Here is a 21,801-nt window from a genome sequence, read left to right as displayed (position 1 = left end):
AAATAATGGCGGCCCAGTTCCGGCAGGAGTTCTGGCCGCATTCCGGTTACAAACTGACCCGTCGCGATGGCGACAGCCGTTTGCTGTTAAGCGATGATCTGTTGCGTGCCTGGTGGCACCGGCCGGAAGTGGCGCCTATAGATGAATCCTGCGAACGCGAACGTGCATTGCATACTGCTTTGCTGGCAGAGCCGCGTCGTGTCGTCACGGACGCAGAAATCAGCGCCTTGCAGGATGCTGATGCGCAGGATAACTATCGCATTCTGCTGGCATGGCGCGATCGTTTGCTGGCAGCGCCTACGCTGGAAGCAGCGTATCTCGATCTGTTCCGCGCGGGTAGCATCAATGTGCCGCCGGTTTTCATCGATCAACTGACGCAGATGATCGTGCATGGCATGCTGGATGGCAGCGAAGAAGCATTGCAAGTACGTGCCGCCGAATTATTTTTCCGCAAACAAAAAGTGGCGATAGAAAACGGTGCCGTGATGCTGGCCGATGCGGACACCGTAGAGTTGCACGCGACGGGCGGAAATTACGGTGATATAGGGCGCTTGCTGATAGAAGCCAATACCAAACCGCGTCGCGTCGAGCTGGATGTGTTGGACCAGGAGAATGCTGACACTTACTGGGCGCGTAACGAGCGACATGATACGGTCGTCAGCTTTGCATACGGCCGTGCTGCTTTAACCGCATTTTGTCGCGTCGTGGAAAAATGGATACAACACTTCTACGGCGTCGCCGTGGTGGTGCGTCCCTTGCGCGCGATCGAAGCCAAACATTGGGCCTGGCATATAGGCCTGGATGCGGAAGCCAGCGCCATCCTGAATGATTTGTACGCCGGCACCGAATTGGAAGAAGAACGTAATCGCCGCATCCTGTCGCTGTTCCAGCTCGACTTCGTTGATCCTGCAGTCGTACGTGCCGATGTCGCCGGTCGTCCCGTGTATATGGCTTGCGCGATGAATAGTGAAGAGTTGTTGCGTATCAAGCCGCAGAATTTATTGTTGAACTTGCCGCTCGCATCTATCTCCTGATTTCTCCATATTGTGTGAACCTTGGATGCACACACAGGTCTACCGTCGTTCTTGACTGAACGAAGCGGGCATTGCTGTTGCCTCTCGGCATATGCCTGCCGCTATCCATGAATACAGTAATACAGCGCCGCTGGGAGCTCGATGCCCTGCGCGGCTTGATGTTGGTCATGATGTTTTCCACCCATCTGCCGACCCGTTTCAGTATCGGATTCGGGCAGACGCTGGGTTATGTGTCGGCGGCGGAAGGCTTTGTCATGCTGTCTGCTTTTATGGCCGGCATGATTTATACCGGCAAGGCTTTGAGGAATGGCGTGGACGCCATGCGCCAGGCTTTCTTCAGGCGCACGCTGACGGTTTACGCCTGTCACGTCGCTTGCCTGCTCCTGCTATTTACCCTGATTGCCGCATTGGGATTGAAATTTGATCAGCCCGGTTTGAAAAACCTGATTGGCTACTACCTGGAAAATCCAGTGTCGGGTTTGCTGGGCGGCATGTTATTGATTTACAACCCGCCCTTGCTGGATATCCTGCCGCTGTATGTGATGTTGTTGCTGATTAGCCCATGGATACTGGCGCATGGCATGCGGCATGGCTGGCGTGGCATTTTTATCGTCAGCACAGCCTTATGGCTGGCGGCACAATTCGGCCTGTCATCTTTCCTGTACGGCATATTGGTTGCCGTGACGGGTTTGCCCATACCATTTCGCGAGACCGGATCATTTGAAACGTTTGCCTGGCAATTGTTGTGGGTATTTGGTTTGTGGCTGGGATCGTTGGATGCAAGTGGCGTTTTGCAGCGGCGCAAATCATTTTCACCGCGCCTGGTGTGGACTGCAGTCGTACTGGCGCTTACGTTTTTCGCGTGGCGCCATATGGTCGGGCAGATACCGTTCCCGGGTAATGAAACGTTGAATCTCTGGCTGGATAAATGGCAGGTCGGGCCATTACGGTTGTTGAATTTTTTGGCGCTGTTGGTGATCGTGATGCATGTCGGCAGTGCCAGGCATATAGAACTTCCCCGCTTCAAATTCCTGGAGACGATGGGTGCTGCTTCATTGCCGGTATTTTGCGCACACCTGGTCCTGGTGTTGCTGACACTCGCGATCATCGGTGATGCATTTGATGAGCGCTTTGACTGGATGGATGAATTGTTGTTGAGCGGCGGACTGGTCTTGCTGTATCTATCGGCAGCCGCTGCCTTGCGGTTCAGAAACCGGCAACGTGTATCCAAACGTCATTGATTTTATTCTAGCCAACGTGCACGGCTGGCCGAGATGGCAATCGCGATAGCCATGACACCGATCAGGCCAAGCGCGACTTGCATACCCCAACCTTGTGCCAGGAAGCCTATCACCGGCGGCCCGATCAGGCCGCCGCTATAACTGAAGGTGGCTACCGCCGCCAATGCCGTTGCGCCATGTCGACCGGCAGAACTGAACACAAAGGGGAAGACCGAAGCAAAGCCGGCCCCGGCCAGTGCAAAGCCGAGGATGGTGAGCGGGATGTTGACGGCCGAAACCGCAATGAAGATGCCACACGCAGCCAGCGATGCACCGAAGGCCACTACGCGACGTGCGCCGTAGCGGTCTTTGAAACGATCGCACACCAGGCGCGCCGCCAGCATCAGTGCAGCAAAGCCGGCATAGGCCAAGGGTGCGACACCGTCATGCGCACCCATCCTGTCTTTCATGAAGACGCCGCTCCAGTCAGCTATCGAGCCTTCTGCGACCGCACCACAAAAACCGATGATGCCGAGCGCCACGAGAGGACCGTGTGCAATCGCGAAGTATTGCTTGCTGGCCACATGTTCTACCTGATCCGGCGGCAATGCCTGATAAGCCACATACAAAGGCAGTAATAGTGCGATGGCGGCGATGGTAAAGTGTACGGTCGGTGTAATCCCTATGCCTGCCATCAGGCTGCCGAACAAGGCACCGCTGACCGCACCGACACTGAACCACGCATGCAACAGCGACATGGTTGAGCGCCCTGCCTGTTTTTCCTGCTCGGTACCGATGGCATTGATGGCGACATCGAAGCACCCGGAACCTGCACCCAGTGCGACCGCGACGATCACCAGCCATGTCATGCTGGGTGCCAATGCCAATGCAGGCAAAACGACGATCAGGCCCAGGCCGGAGTACCAGGCGGCACGCCGGCCGCCAAAGCGGCCCACCAGCCATGCTGCCAGGGGAAAGGACGCGACTGCGCCGAAACCGCCGCCGAGCAATACCATACCCAGTTGCGCCGGATTCAATTGCAAGGCATCGCGGATCGCCGGTATACGCGCCGCCCATGACGCATAGATCACACCCAGCAAGATAAAGAGAAAGGGCGTGGCGGCAGCGCGCAAGCGGGCAAAGCGGGGTGCAGCGGATATAAGGGATTCAGTGGACATCGGATAACTAGACGCAGAAAGGTTGCGTTTGCACGCAATGCTGAATTGTATTGCGTTCAGCCTGATCGCGTATGGCAGATGTAAAAACAGGCGCAAACTGTGCGCCTGTTTTTTTTTGCAAGATTGCTTATCTCAATCAGGCTCAAGCCTTGGACAATTTCGGTTGCATAGGCTCCGCCGTCAGGTAACCCACTGCTGCGCTGAACCTGTCGTTGTAATTGGCCTTGATCAATGGATCGAGTTTGTCCTTGACCTTGCTGTGCAATTTGCCGCTCCAGTCACCGGCATGCTGGAAGTTACTCATGATGTAAGTCCAGCCATTGATTTCATCGACCGCGTGCAGACCGGTGGATTCGGCACCTGCTGGTACAGACATGATGCGCGCCAGTTTTTTAGTGTCTACGTTGTAGGCCCACAAGAAATTGTTGACGTGTGTGCTGCTGTCTTCACCGATGAACAATGTGCGCATTTTTTCTGAAAACTTCAGGTTGTCCGGATTCGCAATTTTGTCCGGATTCGCCAGATTACCCAAAGCGTCTGCGGCGATATCTTCGCCGATCAACAAGGCACGGGTTTGTACCGGTACCCACTCGCTGACTATCGCTGTGCCGCTGGTGTCGCGTTGGCCGCCTGTCAGCTTGTGTGCAAATACACCGCCGGCAACGATGGCTTTGTTGACGGTAATGTTGCTGGCCGGATTCCATGCCGGATCATTCTTCACCATCGAGTTCTGAATATTCTGCAAGGCAGAATACGCGATCTTGTCCTTGATGTTGACAGTCGTGCCTTCCATCTTGGTGAAGCCCATGCTGGCACCAACCAGGTTGGCGTAGCGATGTGTTTCGAGAAAGGCTGCAGCCTTTTCCATGCCCGGTTTCAGCTTGACCCAGTTCGCGATACCGTCGGCATATAGCTTGGTGTAGCTGGCGTCGTTCGGATCAGCTTTGACGCTGTGCATGATGTCGGACGGCTTCAAGGTGTTCGCCAGTTTTTCGATTTCTGCGCTGCTGGCATGACCCAATTTAATCCAGCTCAGTGCGGCACCTGGTGCAGCAGGATCAACCGAGAAACCTGCGCCGACCTTGGCGACATACAAAGTGCCGGCTGACAGGTCTTTCTCCTTGTCGGCCACGAACATGAACAAGCCGCCGTTGGTGTAGTCATCACCCATCAACACTGTGCGATTGTCCGGCATTACTTGTATCAATTCGTGAGAAATGCGACCGAGGCAGAAATGCTTCTTGATGCTGCCGCTGCCATCTGCATGCACGGTGATTTCCGGCAAGTGGCCGTAGTGATATGGATTGGCTTTGTTCTCATCACCAAACAAATTCTTGCTGAATTTTTTGAAGAAGGGGCTGTCGTTGATGAATTGCGCATCCGGTTCGTACTCTTCGCTCGACAAGTGCGTATTCCATGGCGACAGGCTGGCACCGCAGGTGATCCACAAACCATGTACCGAAGAGGTATCGACGTTATGATATTTGACCAGCGACAGTTTGCCGTTGCTTTGATCCTGGTCCAGCGTCAGCACCGCTATCGGTGATGGCAAGGTGCCGTATGCATTATTCTTGCCGCTGGCTGCACCTGCCTGGTCACGGGTGGTGTATTCAAACTGCACGACGCCGAACACGGCCTTGCCCTTGATGTTGGCAACGTTCGCATCCGGCAGCGCGAGCAGCGAAGTGCCGTCCGGCGAGTCGGAGAAAAATTGTCTTTCCTTGCCCGCGACCGAACGATCGATGATGGGCTTGTTATTGATGTCGTAGTAGCCACCGCTGATGATGGTGCCGCCCTTGCCATCCGGCACAGCTTGTCCAGTGATGAAGAATGGTTGATAGGCGAGGCGGTAGCCTAATACCGAGTTGTCGGCATAGTGCACATTCATGGTGGAGCCCACTGCTGTGGTCGCCATCGCAGCTGCATCGGCCAGTGATGGTGCTGCCATAGGCGTGAAGCTGGTGGCGACGTATTCTTTGGCGCTGGATGGTGCGGCTGTGCTGCAGGCAGCGAGGAAAGCGGATGATGCACCCAGCGGCAACAAAGGTGCGCTGGCGAGGAACTTAAGAGCTTGACGACGTGATGGCTGTGGCTGATCGGACATGGCTATTTCCAGGATGGTTGAGTTGCGATGCGCCGGTGGCCGCAAGCTTAACCCTTGTCAACCCTATCCGCATGTACGGATAGGGTTGAAATGAGTTTTTGGAAATTGTCGTGCGATCCCCCGCGTAGTCGGGGATTATAAAAATGCTTTATGACCGCTTCGTGAAAAGCGGCCATGTCATCACTGTTTCCAGTCATAATCTATTGTCAGCGGCGCGTGATCGCTGAAGCGCTCATCTTTATAGATGGCGGCGCTACGTGCAGTCTCTGCCAGTGCCGGTGTTGCCACCTGGTAATCAATGCGCCAGCCTACGTTCTTCGCATATGCCTGGCCGCGGTTGCTCCACCATGTGTAGCATTCGTCGGTGGTATTCGGATGCAGGCGGCGGTACACGTCGACCAGCTCGACTTCATCAAATACGCGTGACAGCCATGCACGTTCTTCTGGCAGGAAGCCGGAATTCTTGCGATTGCCTTTGAAATTCTTCAGGTCGATTTCATTGTGCGCGATATTCCAGTCGCCGCAGATGACGAAGTCACGTCCTTGCGCTTTCAGTTCCAGCAAGTGCGGCAGGAACACATCCATGAAGCGGAACTTGGCCTGTTGCCGTTCCTCGCCGGACGAACCGGACGGGCAATACACCGAAATCACACTCAACTTGCCAAAATCGCATTGCACATAGCGGCCTTCGGCATCGAACTCGGCGCAGCCGAAACCGATCTGCACGTTGTCCGGTACGGTTTTGCAGTACACGCCGGCACCGGAATAGCCTTTCTTCTCGGCATAGTGGAAATAGCCGGTATAGCCCGGTGGCGTCAGGAATTCGGGTGTCATGTCAGGTGCCTGGGCTTTCAGTTCCTGTACACAGATAAAGTCTGCATCATGCCTGGCCATCCAGGTAAAAAAGCCCTTTTTAGCGGCTGAGCGTATGCCATTCAGGTTGGCGGAGACAATTTTCAACATAGCGTCGTTCAAAAAAATGAGGCGATCAGGATAACCGATTCGCCGCAGTGTGGCTTGCCTTCAGGCTTGCGGCTGTCGTCGGGAGCAGGCATATCCTTTGCATTTACAGGCATACAGACCCGATAACGCTTTAAAATGTGGCCTCAGTCGAGCAAATAACGACAATTTTCGTCACTTTTATCCGTTATGGAGTCGTTTTGAACAATTTACGGCAAGAATTCATCAAATTTTCGGTTGAGACCGGCGTATTGCGTTTCGGCGAGTTTGTGACCAAGGCTGGTCGCACATCGCCCTATTTCTTTAACGCCGGCCTGTTCAATCAGGGTGGCACGCTGGCAACGCTGGCCGAGTTTTATGCACAAACCCTGATCGATTCGGGTATCGAATTCGATATGTTGTTTGGCCCGGCCTACAAAGGCATCACGCTCGCTTCGGCGACCGCAGTGGCGCTGGCGAACAAGGGGCGTGACGTCTCGTTCGCGTTCAACCGCAAGGAAGCCAAGGACCATGGCGAAGGCGGCACGATGGTCGGGGCCAAATTGCAAGGGCGCGTGGTGATCATTGATGACGTGATTTCCGCCGGTACCTCGGTGCGTGAATCGGTCGACATGATCCGCGCTGCCGGTGCAACACCATGCGCGGTCATGATTGCGCTGGATCGCATGGAACGCTCGGGTGCAGACGGTGCCTTGTCTGCTCATTCGGCGGTGCAGGAAGTCAGTAATACCTACGGCATGCCGGTAGTGTCGATCGGCAATCTGTCGGATTTGTTTGAATACCTGTCGAATGCCGGTGCGGATTCGGAACAGGCGAAATACAAGGAAGCCGTCGCTGCTTACCGCCAGAGGTACGGCGTGGCATAACAAACTTTTTTCTCGGGGAGTGGAATGAAAGGTGCAGTCAAGACACTGTTTTTTCTCTCGATATGGATAGCGATACATGCCCATGCCAAGATTTATATGTGCAAGGATGCATCAGGCAAGACACTCTCCTCCGACCGCCCGATTCCGGAATGTGCGGACCGCCCCGTGCGTGAGTACAGCAATAACGGCAATACCCGCAAAGAGCTCGCGGCACCACTGACGGCCGAGCAAAAGCGGGCGCTGGAATTGCAGGAAGAAAAGAAAAAAGCAGAACAGCTGGCCGCAGCTGAACAAAAAAGATCTGACCGCGCCCTTTCGGCCCGCTATCGCAGCGAAGACGATATTGCCGCCGCCCGTAAGCGCGATACCGACCTGGTCAGCATCCAGATCACGCAATACAAAGCTGCGCTGCATGGTGCAGAGAAAGAACAGGCTGCAGGCCTGGAGCGCAAACAAAAAGGCAATCTGTCACCGTCTATGCAGGCGAAACTGGATCGCAACGACCAGAGCGTGCGTGATTTGCACAAGCACATCAAGGACGGCGAGGCGGAGCTGGCGCAGATGAATGAAAAGTATGATCAGATCTTGCGGCGCTATCGTGAGATTACGACGACGGCTTCAAATTGATGATGGGATTTTTAAAGTCCTTTCGTGATATCAGAGAAAACCCGAAGTGCTGAATTGTTTGCTGCGAATTTTCTTGGCGTGTGGAAAGGTATGTGTGTTGTCGAGTAATATTGAACAAGCCTCAGATTCATTGAGCCAATACTTTAATAATACTAATTCGCAACAGGGAGAAGCATTTGAAGAATATATTTTTTATTGTCGTTTCGGTTTTACTTGCTGGTTGTGCCACGAGTTATCAGTCTTCTAGCTTATCCGGGGGATATAGAGACAAACATGTTGCCGAGGACGTCTACCGGGTCTCTTTTTCAGCAAATGGCTATGCCACTCGTGAAACTGCTCAGACTTATTGGTTATACAGGGCCACAGAGCTGACATTGGAGAAGGGATTTGACGGTTTTGAAATACTGTCTCCGATTGCCTTGGGACGGGTGGAAGAATCTTCACCCTTTATCAAAGCTCAGATGATATTTATCCCGATGGAGACGGCGCCAAAACCATACTTTGAAGCAGATATCCGTTTGCTTAAAGCTCCGATAAAAGCAAATCCACCTAAGATTTTCAATGCTACTCAACTTAAAGCAGAACTAGAGCCACATGTAAAAGGCGAAAAGAAATGCGACATGGAGAATGTGTGTCCTCACATAAAGAAATACTTATTTCCTCCAGCCGCTACGGATACCCCTGTTTCTAAGGGCGTAATCTAGATAGTTGATTGCTGCAATAAAAAACGCGCTCGTTTTACGGAGCGCGTTTTTTTATGGGCAGACTGAATTAAGCAGTCAGCTTTTTCTTCAGCAATTCAGTCAGCTGTGCCGGATTGGCTTTGCCCTTGCTGGCTTTCATCGCCTGACCCATCAATGCGTTAATCGCCTGCTCTTTACCAGCGCGGAATTCTTCGACTGATTTGGCGTTCGCTGCCAATACATCGTCGACCAGTTTTTCCAGTGCGCCGCTGTCGGAGATTTGTTTCAGGCCTTTGGATTCGATGATGTCATCCGCCAGCTTGGTGCTATCCGATTTGGCTTCCCACATTGCACCGAATACTTCCTTCGCAATCTTGTTGGAAATCGTACCGTCCGCTATGCGTTGCAGCAGCAATGCGAGTTGCGTAGCAGCGACTGGTGCAGCGGCGATCTCTATGCCTTCACGGTTCAGCGTTGATGCAACATCGCCCATCAGCCAGTTGGCTGCAGGTTTGGCCTGTTCCTTGCCGGCGGCGGCAACCACCGCTTCGAAATAATTTGCCATGCCTTTCGATTGCGTCAGCACTGCGGCATCGTATTCCGACAATGCATAGTCACGGACAAAGCGTTCACGCATTGCGCCAGGCAATTCCGGCATCGCAGCTTGTACACGGGCAATCCATTCCGCGCTGACGACCAGTGGCGGCAAGTCGGGGTCAGGGAAGTAGCGGTAATCGTGCGCGTCTTCCTTACTGCGCATTTCGCGGGTTTCTTTTTTGTCCGGATCGTACAAACGGGTTGCTTGCACCACGCGACCACCGTCTTCGATCAATTCGATCTGGCGACGCACTTCATAGTTGATCGCATCTTCGAGGAAACGGAAGGAGTTCAGGTTTTTGATTTCGCAACGGGTGCCGTATTCCTTCTGTCCGACCGGGCGTACCGAGACGTTGGCGTCGCAGCGGAATGAACCTTCCTGCATATTGCCGTCGCAAATGCCGAGCCAGGTTACCAGCGTGTGCAGGGCTTTCGCATAGGCGACTGCTTCGGCCGCGCTACGCATATCCGGTTCAGTCACGATTTCCAGTAGTGGCGTGCCGGCGCGGTTCAGGTCGATGCCGGTCATACCCTGATAGTCTTCGTGCAGCGATTTTCCGGCGTCTTCTTCCAGATGCGCGCGTGTCAGTTGCACCGAGCGGATTTCGGTTTTGCCGTCGACTTCGAGTGCGAAGGAAACGCGACCGCCTTGTACGATAGGCAGGTCCATCTGGCTGATTTGGTAACCCTTCGGCAAATCAGGATAGAAATAGTTTTTGCGTGCAAACACAGAATGCGGCGCGATGGTGGCACCGATGGCGAGGCCAAATTGAATCGCGCGTTCGACTGCACCGCGATTCATGACCGGCAATGCGCCTGGCAAGGCCAGGTCGACCGGTGAAGTTTGGGTGTTTGGTTCAGCGCCGAACTGGGTCGGTGAGCCGCTGAAAATTTTTGTCTGGGTCGTCAACTGCGTGTGCGTTTCCAGACCGATTACCACTTCCCACTGCATATATTTCCTTACTCGCTTGTTAGCGTATTAACTGTTTTCGCGATGTACTTGATAGCGTTTATTCGGCTGGCTGGCGCAAGTGCCAGTCGGTTGCTTGCTGGTATTGGTGCGCAACATTCAACAACTTCGCTTCGGCAAAATAATTGCCGATGATTTGCAGGCCGACCGGGCGTTTGGAATTCTTTTCACCCTGGCCGAAGCCGCAAGGAATCGACATGCCCGGCAAGCCTGCGAGGCTGGTCGAGAGCGTGAAGATATCGGCCAGGTAATTGGCGATAGGGTCATCTGCTTTATCACCGAGATCCCATGCCACGGTCGGGCATACCGGCCCCATGATGACGTCGCATTGTGTGAATGCCTGCTGGAAATCCTGCGCGATCAGGCGGCGGATTTTTTGTGCCTGCAGATAGTAAGCATCATAGTAACCATGCGACAGTACATAAGCGCCAACCAGGATGCGGCGTTTGACTTCTTCACCGAAACCTTCGGCACGTGTCTTGCGATACATGTCGGACAAGTCGCTGTAATCCTTGGCGCGATAACCGTAACGTACGCCGTCGAAACGGCTCAGGTTGGACGATGCTTCGGCTGGTGCGATAACGTAATAGGTCGGGATCGACAGTTCGGTTTTCGGCAGCGAAATATCGACCAGGGTTGCGCCCAGTTTTTCGTATTCCTTGAGTGCGGCGCGTACCGCCTGTTCGACATCGGCGGCCAGGCCGTCACCAAAGTATTCACGTGGCAAACCGATTTTCAAGCCTTGCAATGGCTGGTTCAGGTCGCGTGTGAAATCTTCTTTCGCGCGTTCGATGCTGGTCGAATCACGTGGGTCGAAACCGGTCATCGCGTTCAACAACAAGCCGCAATCTTCTGCAGTTTTTGCAATCGGGCCGCCCTGGTCCAGCGACGATGCAAACGCAATCATGCCGAAGCGCGAGACGCTGCCATAGGTTGGTTTGATGCCGGTGACGCCGCACAGTGCGGCCGGTTGGCGGATCGAGCCGCCGGTATCGGTAGCGGTCGACGCCGGCGTCAGGCGCGCAGCAATCGCGGCAGCAGAACCGCCGGATGAGCCGCCCGGGATCGCTGTCTTGTCCCACGGATTTTTCACTGCGCCGAAATAGGAATTTTCATTCGAAGAACCCATCGCGAATTCATCGCAATTCAGTTTGCCCAGATGCACCATACCGGCTTGCTTGAATTGTTCGACTACGGTTGCATCGAAAGGGCTGACATAGTTTTCCAGCATCTTGGAACCGGCAGTCGAGCGCCAGTCGCGCGTCACGAAAATATCCTTGTGTGCAATCGGAATACCGGTCAACGCAGTCGTGTCACCGCTGGCCAGGCGTTGGTCGGCCAATGCCGCTTCCTTCAGTGTCAGCGCAGGATCAACGTGCAGGAATGCATTCAGGTCGCTGTGCGCAATGCGATCAAGGAATAGTTGCGCCAGCTCGGTCGCGGAAATCTGTTTGCTATGCAGCAGTGCAGATAATTCTTTTAGGGTCTTGGTATGCATAATCAATTTCTGGTGTTCGGTGGGTGGGGCAGCGCGCTACCCCGCGTGCACATCTGTATGGCGTGCCGGCGATTTATTCGATGACTTTTGGTACCAGATAGAGGCCGTCCTGCGTGGCCGGCGCGACTTTTTGGTAATCGTCGCGGCGATTCGCTTCGCTGACAACGTCTTCGCGCAGGCGCAGTGCGAGATCCGGCAGCATGGTCGCGATCGGGTGGTTCAGGGGTTCGATGCCGGTGGTATCGACGGCGCGCAGCTGTTCAACCAGCGCAAAAATGCCATTGAGCTTGTCCAGCGTTTGCGCGGATTGCTCGGTGGTCAGCTCGATTTGAGCGAGCGTTGACAGGCGTTTGACATCGGAAAGTTCGAGGGACATGGTCGGATTGCGGTCGGGCCGCTGTTCAATGTTAAGAAAATCGGAAGGTGCAAAAGTCTTCTAGTGTTGGCAAAAGCTTTGCAAAATAGCGCATCCAGCGGATATTTTTGCCTTTTTAGACGACTAAATTAAGGTAAATTATAAGGTAGAATATCGGGTTAATGCCTTGCTGGCGCCGATATTGGGGTCGCCGCGGCCATAAACCCCTTTTTTTACTTAAGCGCACCACTGCTGCGCACCAGGACAATTCATGTTTGGATTTTTACGTAGTTATTTTTCGAATGATCTGGCAATCGATCTGGGTACTGCCAACACCCTGATATATGTTCGTACCGCAGGAATCGTGCTGGATGAGCCTTCTGTAGTGGCAATTCGCCAGCAAGGCGGCCCAAATGGCAAAAAAACCATCATGGCCGTCGGTAAGGAAGCCAAACAGATGTTGGGCAAGGTACCGGGCAATATCGAGGCGATCCGCCCGATGAAAGACGGCGTGATTGCCGACTTTACCGTTACCGAGCAAATGCTCAAGCAGTTCATCCGCATGGTGCACGACACCAAACTCTTCAAACCTTCCCCTCGTATCATCATTTGCGTCCCTTGCGGCTCCACCCAGGTGGAACGCCGTGCGATCCGTGAATCCGCGCTGGGCGCAGGTGCGGCGCAGGTCTATCTGATCGAAGAGCCGATGGCAGCCGCGATTGGTGCCGGTCTGCCGGTATCGGATGCAACCGGCTCGATGGTGGTCGATATCGGTGGCGGTACCACCGAAGTCGGCATCATTTCACTGGGCGGTATGGTCTATAAAGGCTCGATCCGTGTTGGTGGCGATAAATTCGACGAGGCGATCGTCAATTACATCCGCCGCAACTACGGCATGCTGATCGGTGAACAAACCGCGGAAGCGATCAAAAAAGAAATCGGTTCGGCCTTCCCGGGCTCCGAAGTGCGTGAAATGGAAGTCAAGGGCCGTAACCTGTCCGAAGGCATCCCACGTTCGTTCACGATTTCCAGCAATGAAATCCTGGAAGCACTGACCGACCCGCTGAACAACATTGTTTCCGCCGTGAAAAACGCGTTGGAACAAACCCCGCCGGAGTTGGGTGCCGATATTGCTGAAAAAGGCATGATGCTGACCGGTGGTGGCGCCTTGCTGCGCGACCTGGACCGTCTGTTGATGGAAGAAACAGGCTTGCCGGTGATCGTGGCCGAAGACCCTCTGACTTGCGTGGTGCGCGGTTCCGGCATGGCGCTGGAACGTATGGATAAGCTGGGTTCGATTTTCTCTTACGAATAATCGCTCTCTAACCGCATTACCCATCCGACTGGCTGACATGAACAATGTCATGAAAGCACAACATTTCGAAACACAGGCTGCCGCTGCCGGACACATCGTCCCGGCAGCGCGGTTTGTTGTGGACATCCTCGGCAGGTTCGCCAACAAGTAATACATGGAATACAGTCCACCACCACTCTTCAAACAAGGTGCCTCGGCACGTGCAAAGATGGTGTTCTTCGCCTTGATCGCATTGGTGCTGCTGGGAGTGGACTCGCATATGCGCTCACTCGCGGTGGTGCGGCAGGTCATCTCGACGGCACTCTATCCGCTGCAGGTGGTTGCCCTCGCCCCACGCGACGCACTCTATTATGTTGGTGATTACTTCACCTCGCTGTCCGACATCAAGACGGAAAACGAAAAGCTCAAGCAACAGCAAACCCTCAACGCGCGTACCCTGCAGCAAGGACAGCAATTGCTGGCCGAGAATACGCAGCTGCGAGAATTGTTGGGTACCAGCGAACGCCTGCCGGTCAAATCGGTACTCGGTGAAATCCTGTATGACACCCGCGATGCCTTCACCCGCAAGATCGTGCTTGATCGCGGTACGCAGCATGGCGTCGCACTCGGGCAGCCGGTGATCGATCATGTCGGCGTGGTCGGGCAGGTGACGCGCGTGTTCCCGTTCAGCTCGGAAGTGACGCTGCTGACCGACAAGAACCAGGCCATCCCGGTGCAAGTGGTACGCAATGGTTTGCGCAGCGTCGCCTACGGACGTGGGCAGTCGAATGTACTGGATTTACGCTTCATGCCGACCAATGCCGATATCCAGAAGGGTGATGTGTTGGTGACGTCCGGTATCGACGGTATTTACCCGCCGGGCCTGGCCGTTGCGACTGTCGCGCAGGTGGAAAATAAATCGGTTGATTCTTTTGCTCGCATCATTTGCCAGCCGACGGCAGGCATAGATCGGAACCGCCAGTTGTTGATCCTGTTGACGGAGAACAAACTGGAACCGCGCGCAGCAGATGATACAAAAGACAAGAATGCCAAGATGGCAGGCATCCTGCGTCATGCTGCCAGCCGCACCAATGGAACTTCGGGCAAGGGTATCGATCTACAACCCGCTCCTCCACCGCCAGCACAGCCAGCGACCGCACCGCGATGAACCACCAGCCCCATTACATTCTTTTGCCCGCGAGTCCGGCGTTTATCGCGCTGAGCCTGATCGTCGCCTTCCTGTTGAACTTGCTGCCCTGGGGACAATGGATAGGCGTGCCTGATTTTGTCGCCCTGTTGCTGGTGTTCTGGAGCATGCACCAGCCGCGCAAAGTCGGTATCGGCGTAGCTTTCTTCATGGGCATCATGATGGATGTACATGATGCTGCGGTACTGGGTGAGAATGCGCTTGCGTACACGCTGTTGTCGTATTTCGCGATCATGATCCACCGGCGCGTACTGTGGTTCCCGAATGGAACGCAGGCCTTGCACGTCTTCCTGCTGTTGTTGGGAACGCAATTGGTGCAATTGATCGTGCGTCTGTTTGTCGGCGGGAATTTCCCCGGCTGGCTGTATTTTGCCGAAAGCGCCGTCGCCGCCCTCTTATGGCCGGTCGTGACCTGGATCTTGCTGGCACCGCAACGTCGTGCGATCAATCGCGACGACACGCGCCCGCTGTAAGCGGCCACTGCTGTTCTGATGTTTATCCGGTATTTGAAACCGCATGACTGAATTAAAAAATACCGAACGCGAACTACACCTGTTCCGCCTGCGCCTGTCGGTGGCGGGCTTCGTGGTGTTCATTTTGTTTGGCTGTCTGCTGGCGCGTTTCATCTGGTTGCAGGTATATAAACACAACGACTATGTAGCGCAAGCTGAAGACAATCGCATCTCGGTGGTGCCGGTAGTGCCGAATCGTGGCCTGATCGTCGATCGCAACGGCGTGGTGTTGGCGCGCAATTACTCGGCTTACACGCTGGAAATCACCCCGTCCAAAATCAATGGTGACCTGGAAACGCTGATCGACGAGCTGGCGACGCTGGTCGATATCCAGCCGAAGGACAGAAGGCGCTTCAAGAAACTGCAGGAAGAATCTCGTAATCTCGCCAGTTCGCCGATACGTGTGCGCCTGACCGATGAAGAGGTCGCACGTTTTTCCGCGCAACGTTATCGTTTCCCCGGCGTTGAAATCCAGGCGCGCCTGTTCCGCCAATACCCGCTCGGCTCGGTTGCTTCCCATGTGATCGGTTATATCGGCCGCATCAACCAGCGTGAAGCAAAGGAAATTGACGAGGGCGACGACGCCACCAACTATCGCGGTACCGAGCATATCGGCAAGGAAGGCGTAGAAAAGAATTACGAAGACAAATTGCACGGTCGCACCGGCTACGAAGAAGTCGAAGTGTCGGCGGGTGGTCGTCCTATCCGCACCTTGTCGCGTACCGCGGCGACACCGGGCGACAACCTGATCCTGTCTATCGATATTGAATTGCAAAAGGTGGTTGAACAAGCCTTTGGTGACCGTCGTGGTGCCTTGATTGCAATTGAGCCATCGACCGGTGACGTGCTGGCCTATGTGTCGATGCCGACTTTTGATCCCAACCTGTTTGTTGAAGGTATCGACCAGCAAAACTGGGACGCGCTGAATAATTCGCCGGACCATCCTTTGCTGAATCGTCCGCTGTCCGGTGCCTATCCACCCGGCTCGACGTATAAACCATTCATGGCATTGGCCGCACTGGAGCTGGGCAAGCGCAAGCCGTCGGATGCGATTTCCGATCCGGGTTATTTCTGGTTCGGTAACCATAAATTCCGTGACGATAAAGAAGGCGGACACGGTTTCGTCGATATGTATAAATCGATCGTGCAATCCTGCGATACCTATTACTACATGCTGGCGAACGATCTCGGCGTCGATGCGATCCATGACTTCATGAAGCCATTCGGTTTCGGCCAGAAGACCGGCATCGATTTGCGCTTCGAGCGCACCGGCGTGTTGCCATCGACCGCATGGAAGGCCGCGGCTTATCGCAAGCCGGAGCAAAAGAAATGGTATGCCGGTGAAACAATTTCCATCGGTATTGGACAAGGCTATAACTCGTTCACGCCTTTGCAACTGGCGCACGCGACCGCAATCCTGGCGAACAACGGCGTAGTGATGAAGCCGCATCTGGTGAAAATGATCGAGAACGGCACTACCCGCCAGCGCACGCTGACGGTGCCGAAAGAAAGTTACCGCATCCCGCTGAAGCAGGAAAACATCGACGTCATCAAGAATGCAATGGTCGGCGTCAATAAGGAAGGTACCGGTGCGCGTGCATTTGCGCGAGCCGAGTATGTGTCGGCAGGCAAAACCGGTACTGCACAAGTGATTGCGATCAAGAAAAACGAGAAATACGATTCCAGCAAGATTTCCGATCGTCACCATGATCACGCTTTGTACACGGCGTTTGCACCTGCCGACAATCCGCGTATAGCCTTGGCCATCATTGTGGAAAACGGTGGTTTCGGTGGCGCTGCCGCAGCGCCGATTGCGAAACAGGCGATGGATTTCTACCTGCTGGGCAAGCGTCCTGACGACAAGACACCGGCCAAGCCGAAGAAAGAAGTGAAGGAAGAGTTCGTCGAATGAGTGACCAGATGAACAAGCGCTCGCTCGGGCAAATCATCCAGCCTTACATCCAGATGTTTGATGTGCCGCTGATCCTGATCGTCAGCATGATCCTGGCGGTCGGAACGGTGACCCTGTATTCGGCCGGCATCGATTTCCCGGGGCGCGTCGAAGACCATGTGCGCAACATCGTGATCGCCTTCGTCGTGATGTGGATCGCCGCAGCGATTCCACCGCAGACCCTGATGCGTTTTGCCGTACCTTTATATGTCACCGGTATTGTTTTATTGGTGGCGGTCGCACAGTTCGGCCTGATTCGTAATGGTGCGCGACGCTGGGTCGATCTGGGCGTGGTCGTGCAACCATCGGAAATCATGAAGATCGCGATGCCGATGATGCTGGCCTGGTTCTTCCAGAAGCGCGAAGGCGTGACGCGTTGGCGCGAATTCCTGGTGGCCGGCCTGATGCTGATTGCACCAGTCGGCCTGATCATGCGCCAGCCGGATCTGGGCACATCGTTGCTGGTGTTGGCGGCAGGTTTTTATGTGATTTTCCTGGCCGGCTTGTCATGGAAAGTCCTGGTCGCGGCTGCAATCTCGGTGGCGGCCAGTTTGCCGGTAGTGTGGTCGATGCTGCATGATTACCAGCGTGGACGTGTGTTGACATTGATCGATCCGACCACCGATCCGCTGGGTAAAGGTTTCCATATCATCCAGTCGACCATTGCGATAGGCTCCGGCGGTATTACCGGTAAAGGCTGGCTCAACGGTACGCAGGCACATCTGGAATTCATCCCCGAACGCACTACCGATTTTATCTTTGCCGTATTCTCCGAAGAGTTCGGCCTGATCGGCAACTGTGTGCTGCTCTTCCTGTATTTGCTGCTGATTGGCCGCAGCATGATTATTGCGGCGAATGCACCGACCCTGTTCAGTCGTTTGCTGGCTGGCGCGATTACGCTGATCTTCTTCACTTACGCATTTGTGAATATGGGCATGGTCAGTGGTATTCTTCCGGTCGTCGGCGTACCTTTGCCTTTTTTCAGTTATGGCGGCACCGCCTTTGTCACGCTCGGTTTGGGCGTCGGCATTTTGATGAGCATTCAGCGGCACAGGAAATTAATGCAAAGCTGATGTCACCGTTTATCGATAGCCTTGCGTGCAACGTACGCGGGGCCGTCATCATCAGGAGCAAGCGATGCAATTTCGCAGCGTATTACAAGTCCTGGCGATATCATTTATCGTCGCCTTAGCCGGTTGCAGTACCACTCCGCTTACCACGCCATCCGGCAGCAAATCCCCATCCGGCAGTTCTGCCACACGTTCGTCGACAACACCGGTGCTGCCGCCTGCCGGTTCCGGTCGCGGCGGCTACTACAAGGACGATGGCCCGGGTGATGACATCCCGGACGGCCTGGAAAATTTGCCGGACGCGGAACCACGGGTAGAACCGTATGCGAATCGCGGCAATAAACCTTATGTCGTATTCGGCAAGCAATATGTACCGATCAGCGACGAGCGCCCGTTCAAACAGCGTGGACGTGGCAGCTGGTATGGCAAGAAATTCCATGGCCAGAAAACTTCATCCGGTGAGCCTTACGATATGTACCAGATGTCGGCGGCACATCCGACCCTGCCGATTCCATCGTATGCACGCGTCACCAACCTGAGCAATGGCAAGCAAGTGATTGTGCGCGTGAACGACCGTGGCCCCTTCCATTCGAGCCGCGTGATCGACCTGTCTTATACCGCAGCCCTGAAGCTGGGTTACATCGGACACGGTAGCGCGGAGCTGGAAGTCGAGCGTTTATTGCCGGCGGATATCGAACGTATCAATGCGAACAAGGGTGCTGCAACGCTGGTTTCGGATGCGTCGCCGGTACAGCCGCCTGCGGTAGAGGCAGTGGCCCTGGCACCGCTGCCGCAAAATAGTACAGCGCTTGCACCACAGGACCCGGCAACGCAGGCAGCTTTGCCGGCTGGTTTCTATCTGCAGTTTGGTGCTTTTTCGCAGGTGGCGAATGCCGAGGCGGTACGAACACGCCTGATGCAGAATGTCGGGCAGAGCCTGCCGCAACTGAAGGTGGAGCCATCGAATAATCTGTACCGCTTGTATAGCGGTCCGTTTGCCAGCCGTGGTGAAGCAGCTGCCGCCGCCTTGCAAGTGGAGCAGAGCGGCGTCAACAAACCATTTATCGTGCAGCGTTAATCTTCGCCCTGTTCGCTCGCGTTTTTCATCTGCAGTGCACGTTCATACAGGGCATTCTTCTTTTGTCCGGTGATCTGGGCGGCCAGGGCGGCCGCCTGCTTGACTGAACATTCCTCGAGCAGGATGCCGAGTATGCGTTCAGCTTCGATCTGATCCTGATCGCCGGCGTTGGCTGCACCTTCCAATAACAGCACAAATTCACCTTTTTGCCGGTTTGGATCCGCATTGATCCATGTGACCGCTTCGGCCAGCGTGCATCTATGTGTTTCTTCGAACAGCTTGGTGAGTTCACGCGCGAAAACAATATGCCGGGTCGGCTCGAAGGCAGCAGCCAGTGCCGCGACGGTTTCCGTGATGCGATGCGGGGCTTCATAAAACACCATGGTTGCCGCAATTGCCTGCAAACCGAAGAGGACGGTTTCGCGCTGTTTGGCTTTGGCCGGCAGGAAGCCGACAAAATAGAATTGATCGTTCAGCAAGCCGCTGGCCGATAGTGCAGTCACTGCAGCGGATGCGCCGGGCAGTGGTATCACGCGCAAACCTGCATTGCGTACTGCATCGACGATGCGGGCACCGGGATCGGAAACGGCAGGGGTGCCGGCATCGGACACCAGCGCAATGCGTTCACCTGCCTGCAAACGGGCTATCAATTTGTCCGCGACTTCGCGCTCATTATGCTGGTGCGCGGCAATCAGGTTCTTCGACAAACCGTAACGTGTCAGAAGATGGCCGGTATTGCGCGTATCTTCACAAGCGACCGCATCGACTATCGATAAAGTGTGCAAAGCGCGCAACGATATATCGCCTGCATTTCCGATCGGGGTAGCCACCACATATAATGTTGCCGAAGGATAGGTCTGATGTGACACATCGTGCATAATCGGCAAGAGTGTGGAAAGGCTGTTGCTTGGTTCAGTCATTGGGAGAGTCGGATGTTGGGAAATTTAGCGAGAATGTTCGTGCTGGCAAGCTTCATCAGCGGATTGTGCTCGCCTGTGCTGGCAAATACAACTGCCGACGTGGCCGTTGACAGCTTTGCCAGTGTACCCGGCATTCAGGCCCAGCGGTCATCGCTGGACCAGATGCAATTGGCGCAAACTGATCTGGCCCTGCCTGAAGCCATGAGTGCACCACTCGACGAGCCTATCGTCGAGCCAATTGAAGTGCCTGTCATCACGACCCGCTTGCCACCGGTACGGATCGCACTGCTGTTGCCACGCCGCTCAGAATCGCTGGCGCAGGTTTCGGATGCAGTACGCGCCGGTTTTATGGCGGCATTCCAGCATGAGCCCGGCAATAATGTTGTCAATCTGGTTGAAACCGGCGATTCCGCGCAAGACGTGCTTGCCGGCTATACCGAAGCAGCCGCAGGCAATGACATTGTGGTCGGCCCCCTGACACGTAGCGGCGCCACGGCAATTGTGCAAAACCACGCGGTCACCAAGCCGACGATTGCGCTGACCCAACTGAATGCAGCGGGCGAGCCTGAAGTAAAGGTGCCAACCAATATGCTGGTCATGGGTTTGTCGATTGAAGACGAAGCGCGCCAGGTGGCGAACTGGGTTGGCAAGAATCGCAACAAGCAAAAGGCGTTCGCCCTCTCTACCAATGTCGCATGGCAACGCCGTGCCGTCAGCGCTTTTGCTGGGCAATGGAGCCAGCTCGGTATGACAGCGGAAGTCATGGAGCTCACGATGAGCGGTGGCTTTATGAATGCCAACGCGCTGGTGCAACTGAAAAAACGCATACAGACAGAAAAACCGGCATTGATTTTTGTCGCGCTGGATGCGGCGCAGGCAATTCAATTGCGCCTGGCGATCGGTGGTGAAGTCACCATGTACGGCGTTTCGCAATTGAATCCGTTTGCGCTGGATGACTGGGCCAATGCCGATCGCATCGTCGATCTGGAAGGTGTGCGTCTGGTCGATATGCCGTGGCAATTGCAGGCCGATCATGCCGCGGTGATGGCTTATCCGCGTTTGCCAAAAGCTACCGGTCAGCGCAGCAGTCCGGACGTCGAGCGCCTGTATGCCCTGGGTATAGACGCATACCGGGTGGCGGCGAATATCGCGATCAAGCAAAATGAATTCAGCCTGGACGGCGTAACCGGCAAGCTGACAGTCCGCTTTGGTCGTGGCGCACCTTACTTTGAGCGGGTATTGCAGCCTGCGACCTATCGTGAAGGTACGGTGCAGCCGCTGGAAGTGCAGTAAGCCCGCGCATGCGGCTACCGGCTTTCCTGCGTCCGCGCACTGCGCAACAACTGGCCGGACAGATCGGTGAAGACCAGGCATTGGCCTACTTGCAGCAGCAAGGTTTGCAATTGCTGGAGCGGAATTTCCGTTGCAAGGGTGGCGAAATCGACCTGATCATGCAGGATGGCAAAAGCCTGATTTTTGTCGAAGTCAGGATGCGCAGCGAGCAAAAATTTGGCGGTGCCGCCGCCAGTATCGGCAGCGCCAAGCAAAAACGCCTGATCATTGCCGCGCAGATTTATCTGCAACGTTACAAGATGCCACCGCCGTGTCGCTTCGATGTCATTGCTTTTGATGACAAGAAAATGACATGGCTGAAAAATGCAATTGAAACCTGAAATC

Annotated in this window: 20 protein-coding genes; 13 read left to right on the top strand and 7 right to left on the bottom strand. The window is 54.9% G+C overall.

Features of this window, described 5'->3' with window-relative positions:
• Nucleotides 1-5: 5 nt before the first annotated feature.
• Nucleotides 6-1,034, top strand: a complete 1,029-nt coding sequence (locus ACFQPC_RS11080; protein ID WP_382271962.1) for a DUF6352 family protein — start codon at nt 6-8, stop codon at nt 1,032-1,034.
• A 107-nt stretch (nt 1,035-1,141) separates the two neighbouring features.
• Nucleotides 1,142-2,275, top strand: coding sequence for an OpgC domain-containing protein (gene opgC, locus ACFQPC_RS11075; RefSeq protein WP_382271961.1), 1,134 nt, complete (start codon nt 1,142-1,144; stop codon nt 2,273-2,275).
• 2 nt (nt 2,276-2,277) lie between these two features.
• Here the strand turns inward: opgC and ACFQPC_RS11070 are convergent, their stop codons facing one another.
• From ACFQPC_RS11070 to ACFQPC_RS11060, 3 genes are all read right to left on the bottom strand, one after another.
• Nucleotides 2,278-3,432 (bottom strand): MFS transporter, encoded by a 1,155-nt coding sequence (locus ACFQPC_RS11070; protein WP_382271960.1) that lies wholly within the window; start codon nt 3,430-3,432, stop codon nt 2,278-2,280.
• A 142-nt stretch (nt 3,433-3,574) separates the two neighbouring features.
• Complete coding sequence (locus tag ACFQPC_RS11065; RefSeq protein ID WP_382271959.1) at nt 3,575-5,536, bottom strand: PhoX family protein; 1,962 nt, start codon at nt 5,534-5,536, stop codon at nt 3,575-3,577.
• Between the two features lie 180 nt (nt 5,537-5,716).
• Nucleotides 5,717-6,499 carry an exodeoxyribonuclease III gene (locus ACFQPC_RS11060; RefSeq protein ID WP_382271958.1) on the bottom strand — a complete coding sequence of 261 codons (783 nt, stop codon included), beginning with the start codon at nt 6,497-6,499 and terminating at the stop codon, nt 5,717-5,719.
• A gap of 197 nt (nt 6,500-6,696) precedes the next feature.
• Here ACFQPC_RS11060 and pyrE point away from each other — a divergent pair, with 197 nt between their 5' ends.
• The 3 genes from pyrE to ACFQPC_RS11045 all read left to right on the top strand — a co-directional run bounded on the left by pyrE (nt 6,697) and on the right by ACFQPC_RS11045 (nt 8,693).
• A complete protein-coding gene (pyrE, locus tag ACFQPC_RS11055) occupies nt 6,697-7,362 on the top strand; it encodes an orotate phosphoribosyltransferase (RefSeq protein ID WP_382271957.1) in 666 nt (221 codons plus the stop codon).
• Between the two features lie 24 nt (nt 7,363-7,386).
• Nucleotides 7,387-7,989 carry a DUF4124 domain-containing protein gene (locus ACFQPC_RS11050; RefSeq protein ID WP_382271956.1) on the top strand — a complete coding sequence of 201 codons (603 nt, stop codon included), beginning with the start codon at nt 7,387-7,389 and terminating at the stop codon, nt 7,987-7,989.
• A gap of 176 nt (nt 7,990-8,165) precedes the next feature.
• On the top strand, nt 8,166-8,693 hold the full coding sequence (locus tag ACFQPC_RS11045) for a CC0125/CC1285 family lipoprotein (RefSeq protein ID WP_382271954.1): 528 nt from the start codon (nt 8,166-8,168) through the stop codon (nt 8,691-8,693).
• 67 nt (nt 8,694-8,760) lie between these two features.
• Here ACFQPC_RS11045 and gatB read toward each other — a convergent pair whose 3' ends face one another.
• The 3 genes from gatB to gatC form a co-directional block, all read right to left on the bottom strand.
• Nucleotides 8,761-10,221, bottom strand: a complete 1,461-nt coding sequence (gene gatB / locus ACFQPC_RS11040; RefSeq protein ID WP_382271953.1) for an Asp-tRNA(Asn)/Glu-tRNA(Gln) amidotransferase subunit GatB — start codon at nt 10,219-10,221, stop codon at nt 8,761-8,763.
• A 58-nt stretch (nt 10,222-10,279) separates the two neighbouring features.
• The gene (gene gatA, locus ACFQPC_RS11035; protein ID WP_382271951.1) at nt 10,280-11,737 is read right to left on the bottom strand and encodes an Asp-tRNA(Asn)/Glu-tRNA(Gln) amidotransferase subunit GatA; all 1,458 of its coding nucleotides are present in this window, start codon (nt 11,735-11,737) and stop codon (nt 10,280-10,282) included.
• 73 nt (nt 11,738-11,810) lie between these two features.
• A complete protein-coding gene (gene gatC, locus ACFQPC_RS11030; protein ID WP_011979421.1) occupies nt 11,811-12,113 on the bottom strand; it encodes an Asp-tRNA(Asn)/Glu-tRNA(Gln) amidotransferase subunit GatC in 303 nt (100 codons plus the stop codon).
• Between the two features lie 250 nt (nt 12,114-12,363).
• Between gatC and ACFQPC_RS11025 the strand changes: the two genes are divergently transcribed.
• The 6 genes from ACFQPC_RS11025 (at nt 12,364) to ACFQPC_RS11000 (ending at nt 19,204) form a co-directional block, all read left to right on the top strand.
• Nucleotides 12,364-13,407, top strand: a complete 1,044-nt coding sequence (locus ACFQPC_RS11025) for a rod shape-determining protein (RefSeq protein ID WP_382271950.1) — start codon at nt 12,364-12,366, stop codon at nt 13,405-13,407.
• Nucleotides 13,408-13,561: 154 nt separating this feature from the next.
• Entirely contained in the window at nt 13,562-14,554 is a 993-nt protein-coding gene (gene mreC / locus ACFQPC_RS11020; protein WP_382271949.1) for a rod shape-determining protein MreC, read from the top strand.
• Nucleotides 14,551-15,066 (top strand): rod shape-determining protein MreD, encoded by a 516-nt coding sequence (gene mreD, locus ACFQPC_RS11015; protein WP_382271948.1) that lies wholly within the window; start codon nt 14,551-14,553, stop codon nt 15,064-15,066. The genes mreC and mreD overlap by 4 nt, the downstream gene beginning before the upstream one ends.
• A gap of 43 nt (nt 15,067-15,109) precedes the next feature.
• Complete coding sequence (gene mrdA, locus ACFQPC_RS11010) at nt 15,110-17,017, top strand: penicillin-binding protein 2 (protein ID WP_382271947.1); 1,908 nt, start codon at nt 15,110-15,112, stop codon at nt 17,015-17,017.
• Nucleotides 17,014-18,129 carry a rod shape-determining protein RodA gene (gene rodA, locus ACFQPC_RS11005; RefSeq protein WP_382271946.1) on the top strand — a complete coding sequence of 372 codons (1,116 nt, stop codon included), beginning with the start codon at nt 17,014-17,016 and terminating at the stop codon, nt 18,127-18,129. Before mrdA ends, rodA begins: the two co-directional genes overlap by 4 nt.
• Before the next feature lie 64 nt (nt 18,130-18,193).
• The gene (locus ACFQPC_RS11000; RefSeq protein WP_382271944.1) at nt 18,194-19,204 is read left to right on the top strand and encodes a septal ring lytic transglycosylase RlpA family protein; all 1,011 of its coding nucleotides are present in this window, start codon (nt 18,194-18,196) and stop codon (nt 19,202-19,204) included.
• Here ACFQPC_RS11000 and rsmI read toward each other — a convergent pair.
• Nucleotides 19,201-20,124 carry a 16S rRNA (cytidine(1402)-2'-O)-methyltransferase gene (rsmI, locus tag ACFQPC_RS10995; RefSeq protein WP_382271943.1) on the bottom strand — a complete coding sequence of 308 codons (924 nt, stop codon included), beginning with the start codon at nt 20,122-20,124 and terminating at the stop codon, nt 19,201-19,203. The genes ACFQPC_RS11000 and rsmI overlap by 4 nt on opposite strands.
• Before the next feature lie 12 nt (nt 20,125-20,136).
• On the opposite strand from rsmI, the gene ACFQPC_RS10990 reads away from it, so the two are divergent.
• Both ACFQPC_RS10990 and ACFQPC_RS10985 read left to right on the top strand, forming a co-directional pair.
• On the top strand, nt 20,137-21,417 hold the full coding sequence (locus tag ACFQPC_RS10990) for a penicillin-binding protein activator (RefSeq protein WP_382271942.1): 1,281 nt from the start codon (nt 20,137-20,139) through the stop codon (nt 21,415-21,417).
• An 8-nt stretch (nt 21,418-21,425) separates the two neighbouring features.
• Nucleotides 21,426-21,797 (top strand): YraN family protein, encoded by a 372-nt coding sequence (locus tag ACFQPC_RS10985; protein ID WP_382271940.1) that lies wholly within the window; start codon nt 21,426-21,428, stop codon nt 21,795-21,797.
• The last annotated feature ends 4 nt before the right edge of the window (nt 21,798-21,801 follow it).

It is taken from the genome of Herminiimonas glaciei (genome assembly GCF_042664955.1).
Classification (GTDB): Bacteria; Pseudomonadota; Gammaproteobacteria; order Burkholderiales; family Burkholderiaceae_D; genus Oxalicibacterium; species Oxalicibacterium glaciei.
Note: the sequence above shows the minus strand (reverse complement) of the source record. Positions and strands in the feature narration are given on the sequence as shown.

Bases quoted from the DNA above. Each gene is read 5' to 3' on its own strand.
- opgC (WP_382271961.1), top strand. From the start codon at position 1,142: ATGAATACAGTAATACAGCGCCGCTGGGAGCTCGATGCCCTGCGCGGC.
- ACFQPC_RS10990 (WP_382271942.1), top strand. From the start codon at position 20,137: ATGTTGGGAAATTTAGCGAGAATGTTCGTGCTGGCAAGCTTCATCAGC.
- rsmI (WP_382271943.1), bottom strand. From the start codon at position 20,124: ATGACTGAACCAAGCAACAGCCTTTCCACACTCTTGCCGATTATGCAC.
- mreC (WP_382271949.1), top strand. From the start codon at position 13,562: ATGGAATACAGTCCACCACCACTCTTCAAACAAGGTGCCTCGGCACGT.
- mreD (WP_382271948.1), top strand. From the start codon at position 14,551: ATGAACCACCAGCCCCATTACATTCTTTTGCCCGCGAGTCCGGCGTTT.
- ACFQPC_RS11080 (WP_382271962.1), top strand. From the start codon at position 6: ATGGCGGCCCAGTTCCGGCAGGAGTTCTGGCCGCATTCCGGTTACAAA.
- ACFQPC_RS11050 (WP_382271956.1), top strand. From the start codon at position 7,387: ATGAAAGGTGCAGTCAAGACACTGTTTTTTCTCTCGATATGGATAGCG.
- ACFQPC_RS11070 (WP_382271960.1), bottom strand. From the start codon at position 3,432: ATGTCCACTGAATCCCTTATATCCGCTGCACCCCGCTTTGCCCGCTTG.
- rodA (WP_382271946.1), top strand. From the start codon at position 17,014: ATGAGTGACCAGATGAACAAGCGCTCGCTCGGGCAAATCATCCAGCCT.
- gatA (WP_382271951.1), bottom strand. From the start codon at position 11,737: ATGCATACCAAGACCCTAAAAGAATTATCTGCACTGCTGCATAGCAAA.
- gatB (WP_382271953.1), bottom strand. From the start codon at position 10,221: ATGCAGTGGGAAGTGGTAATCGGTCTGGAAACGCACACGCAGTTGACG.
- ACFQPC_RS11060 (WP_382271958.1), bottom strand. From the start codon at position 6,499: ATGTTGAAAATTGTCTCCGCCAACCTGAATGGCATACGCTCAGCCGCT.
- mrdA (WP_382271947.1), top strand. From the start codon at position 15,110: ATGACTGAATTAAAAAATACCGAACGCGAACTACACCTGTTCCGCCTG.
- ACFQPC_RS10985 (WP_382271940.1), top strand. From the start codon at position 21,426: ATGCGGCTACCGGCTTTCCTGCGTCCGCGCACTGCGCAACAACTGGCC.
- ACFQPC_RS11000 (WP_382271944.1), top strand. From the start codon at position 18,194: ATGCAATTTCGCAGCGTATTACAAGTCCTGGCGATATCATTTATCGTC.
- ACFQPC_RS11025 (WP_382271950.1), top strand. From the start codon at position 12,364: ATGTTTGGATTTTTACGTAGTTATTTTTCGAATGATCTGGCAATCGAT.
- ACFQPC_RS11065 (WP_382271959.1), bottom strand. From the start codon at position 5,536: ATGTCCGATCAGCCACAGCCATCACGTCGTCAAGCTCTTAAGTTCCTC.
- gatC (WP_011979421.1), bottom strand. From the start codon at position 12,113: ATGTCCCTCGAACTTTCCGATGTCAAACGCCTGTCAACGCTCGCTCAA.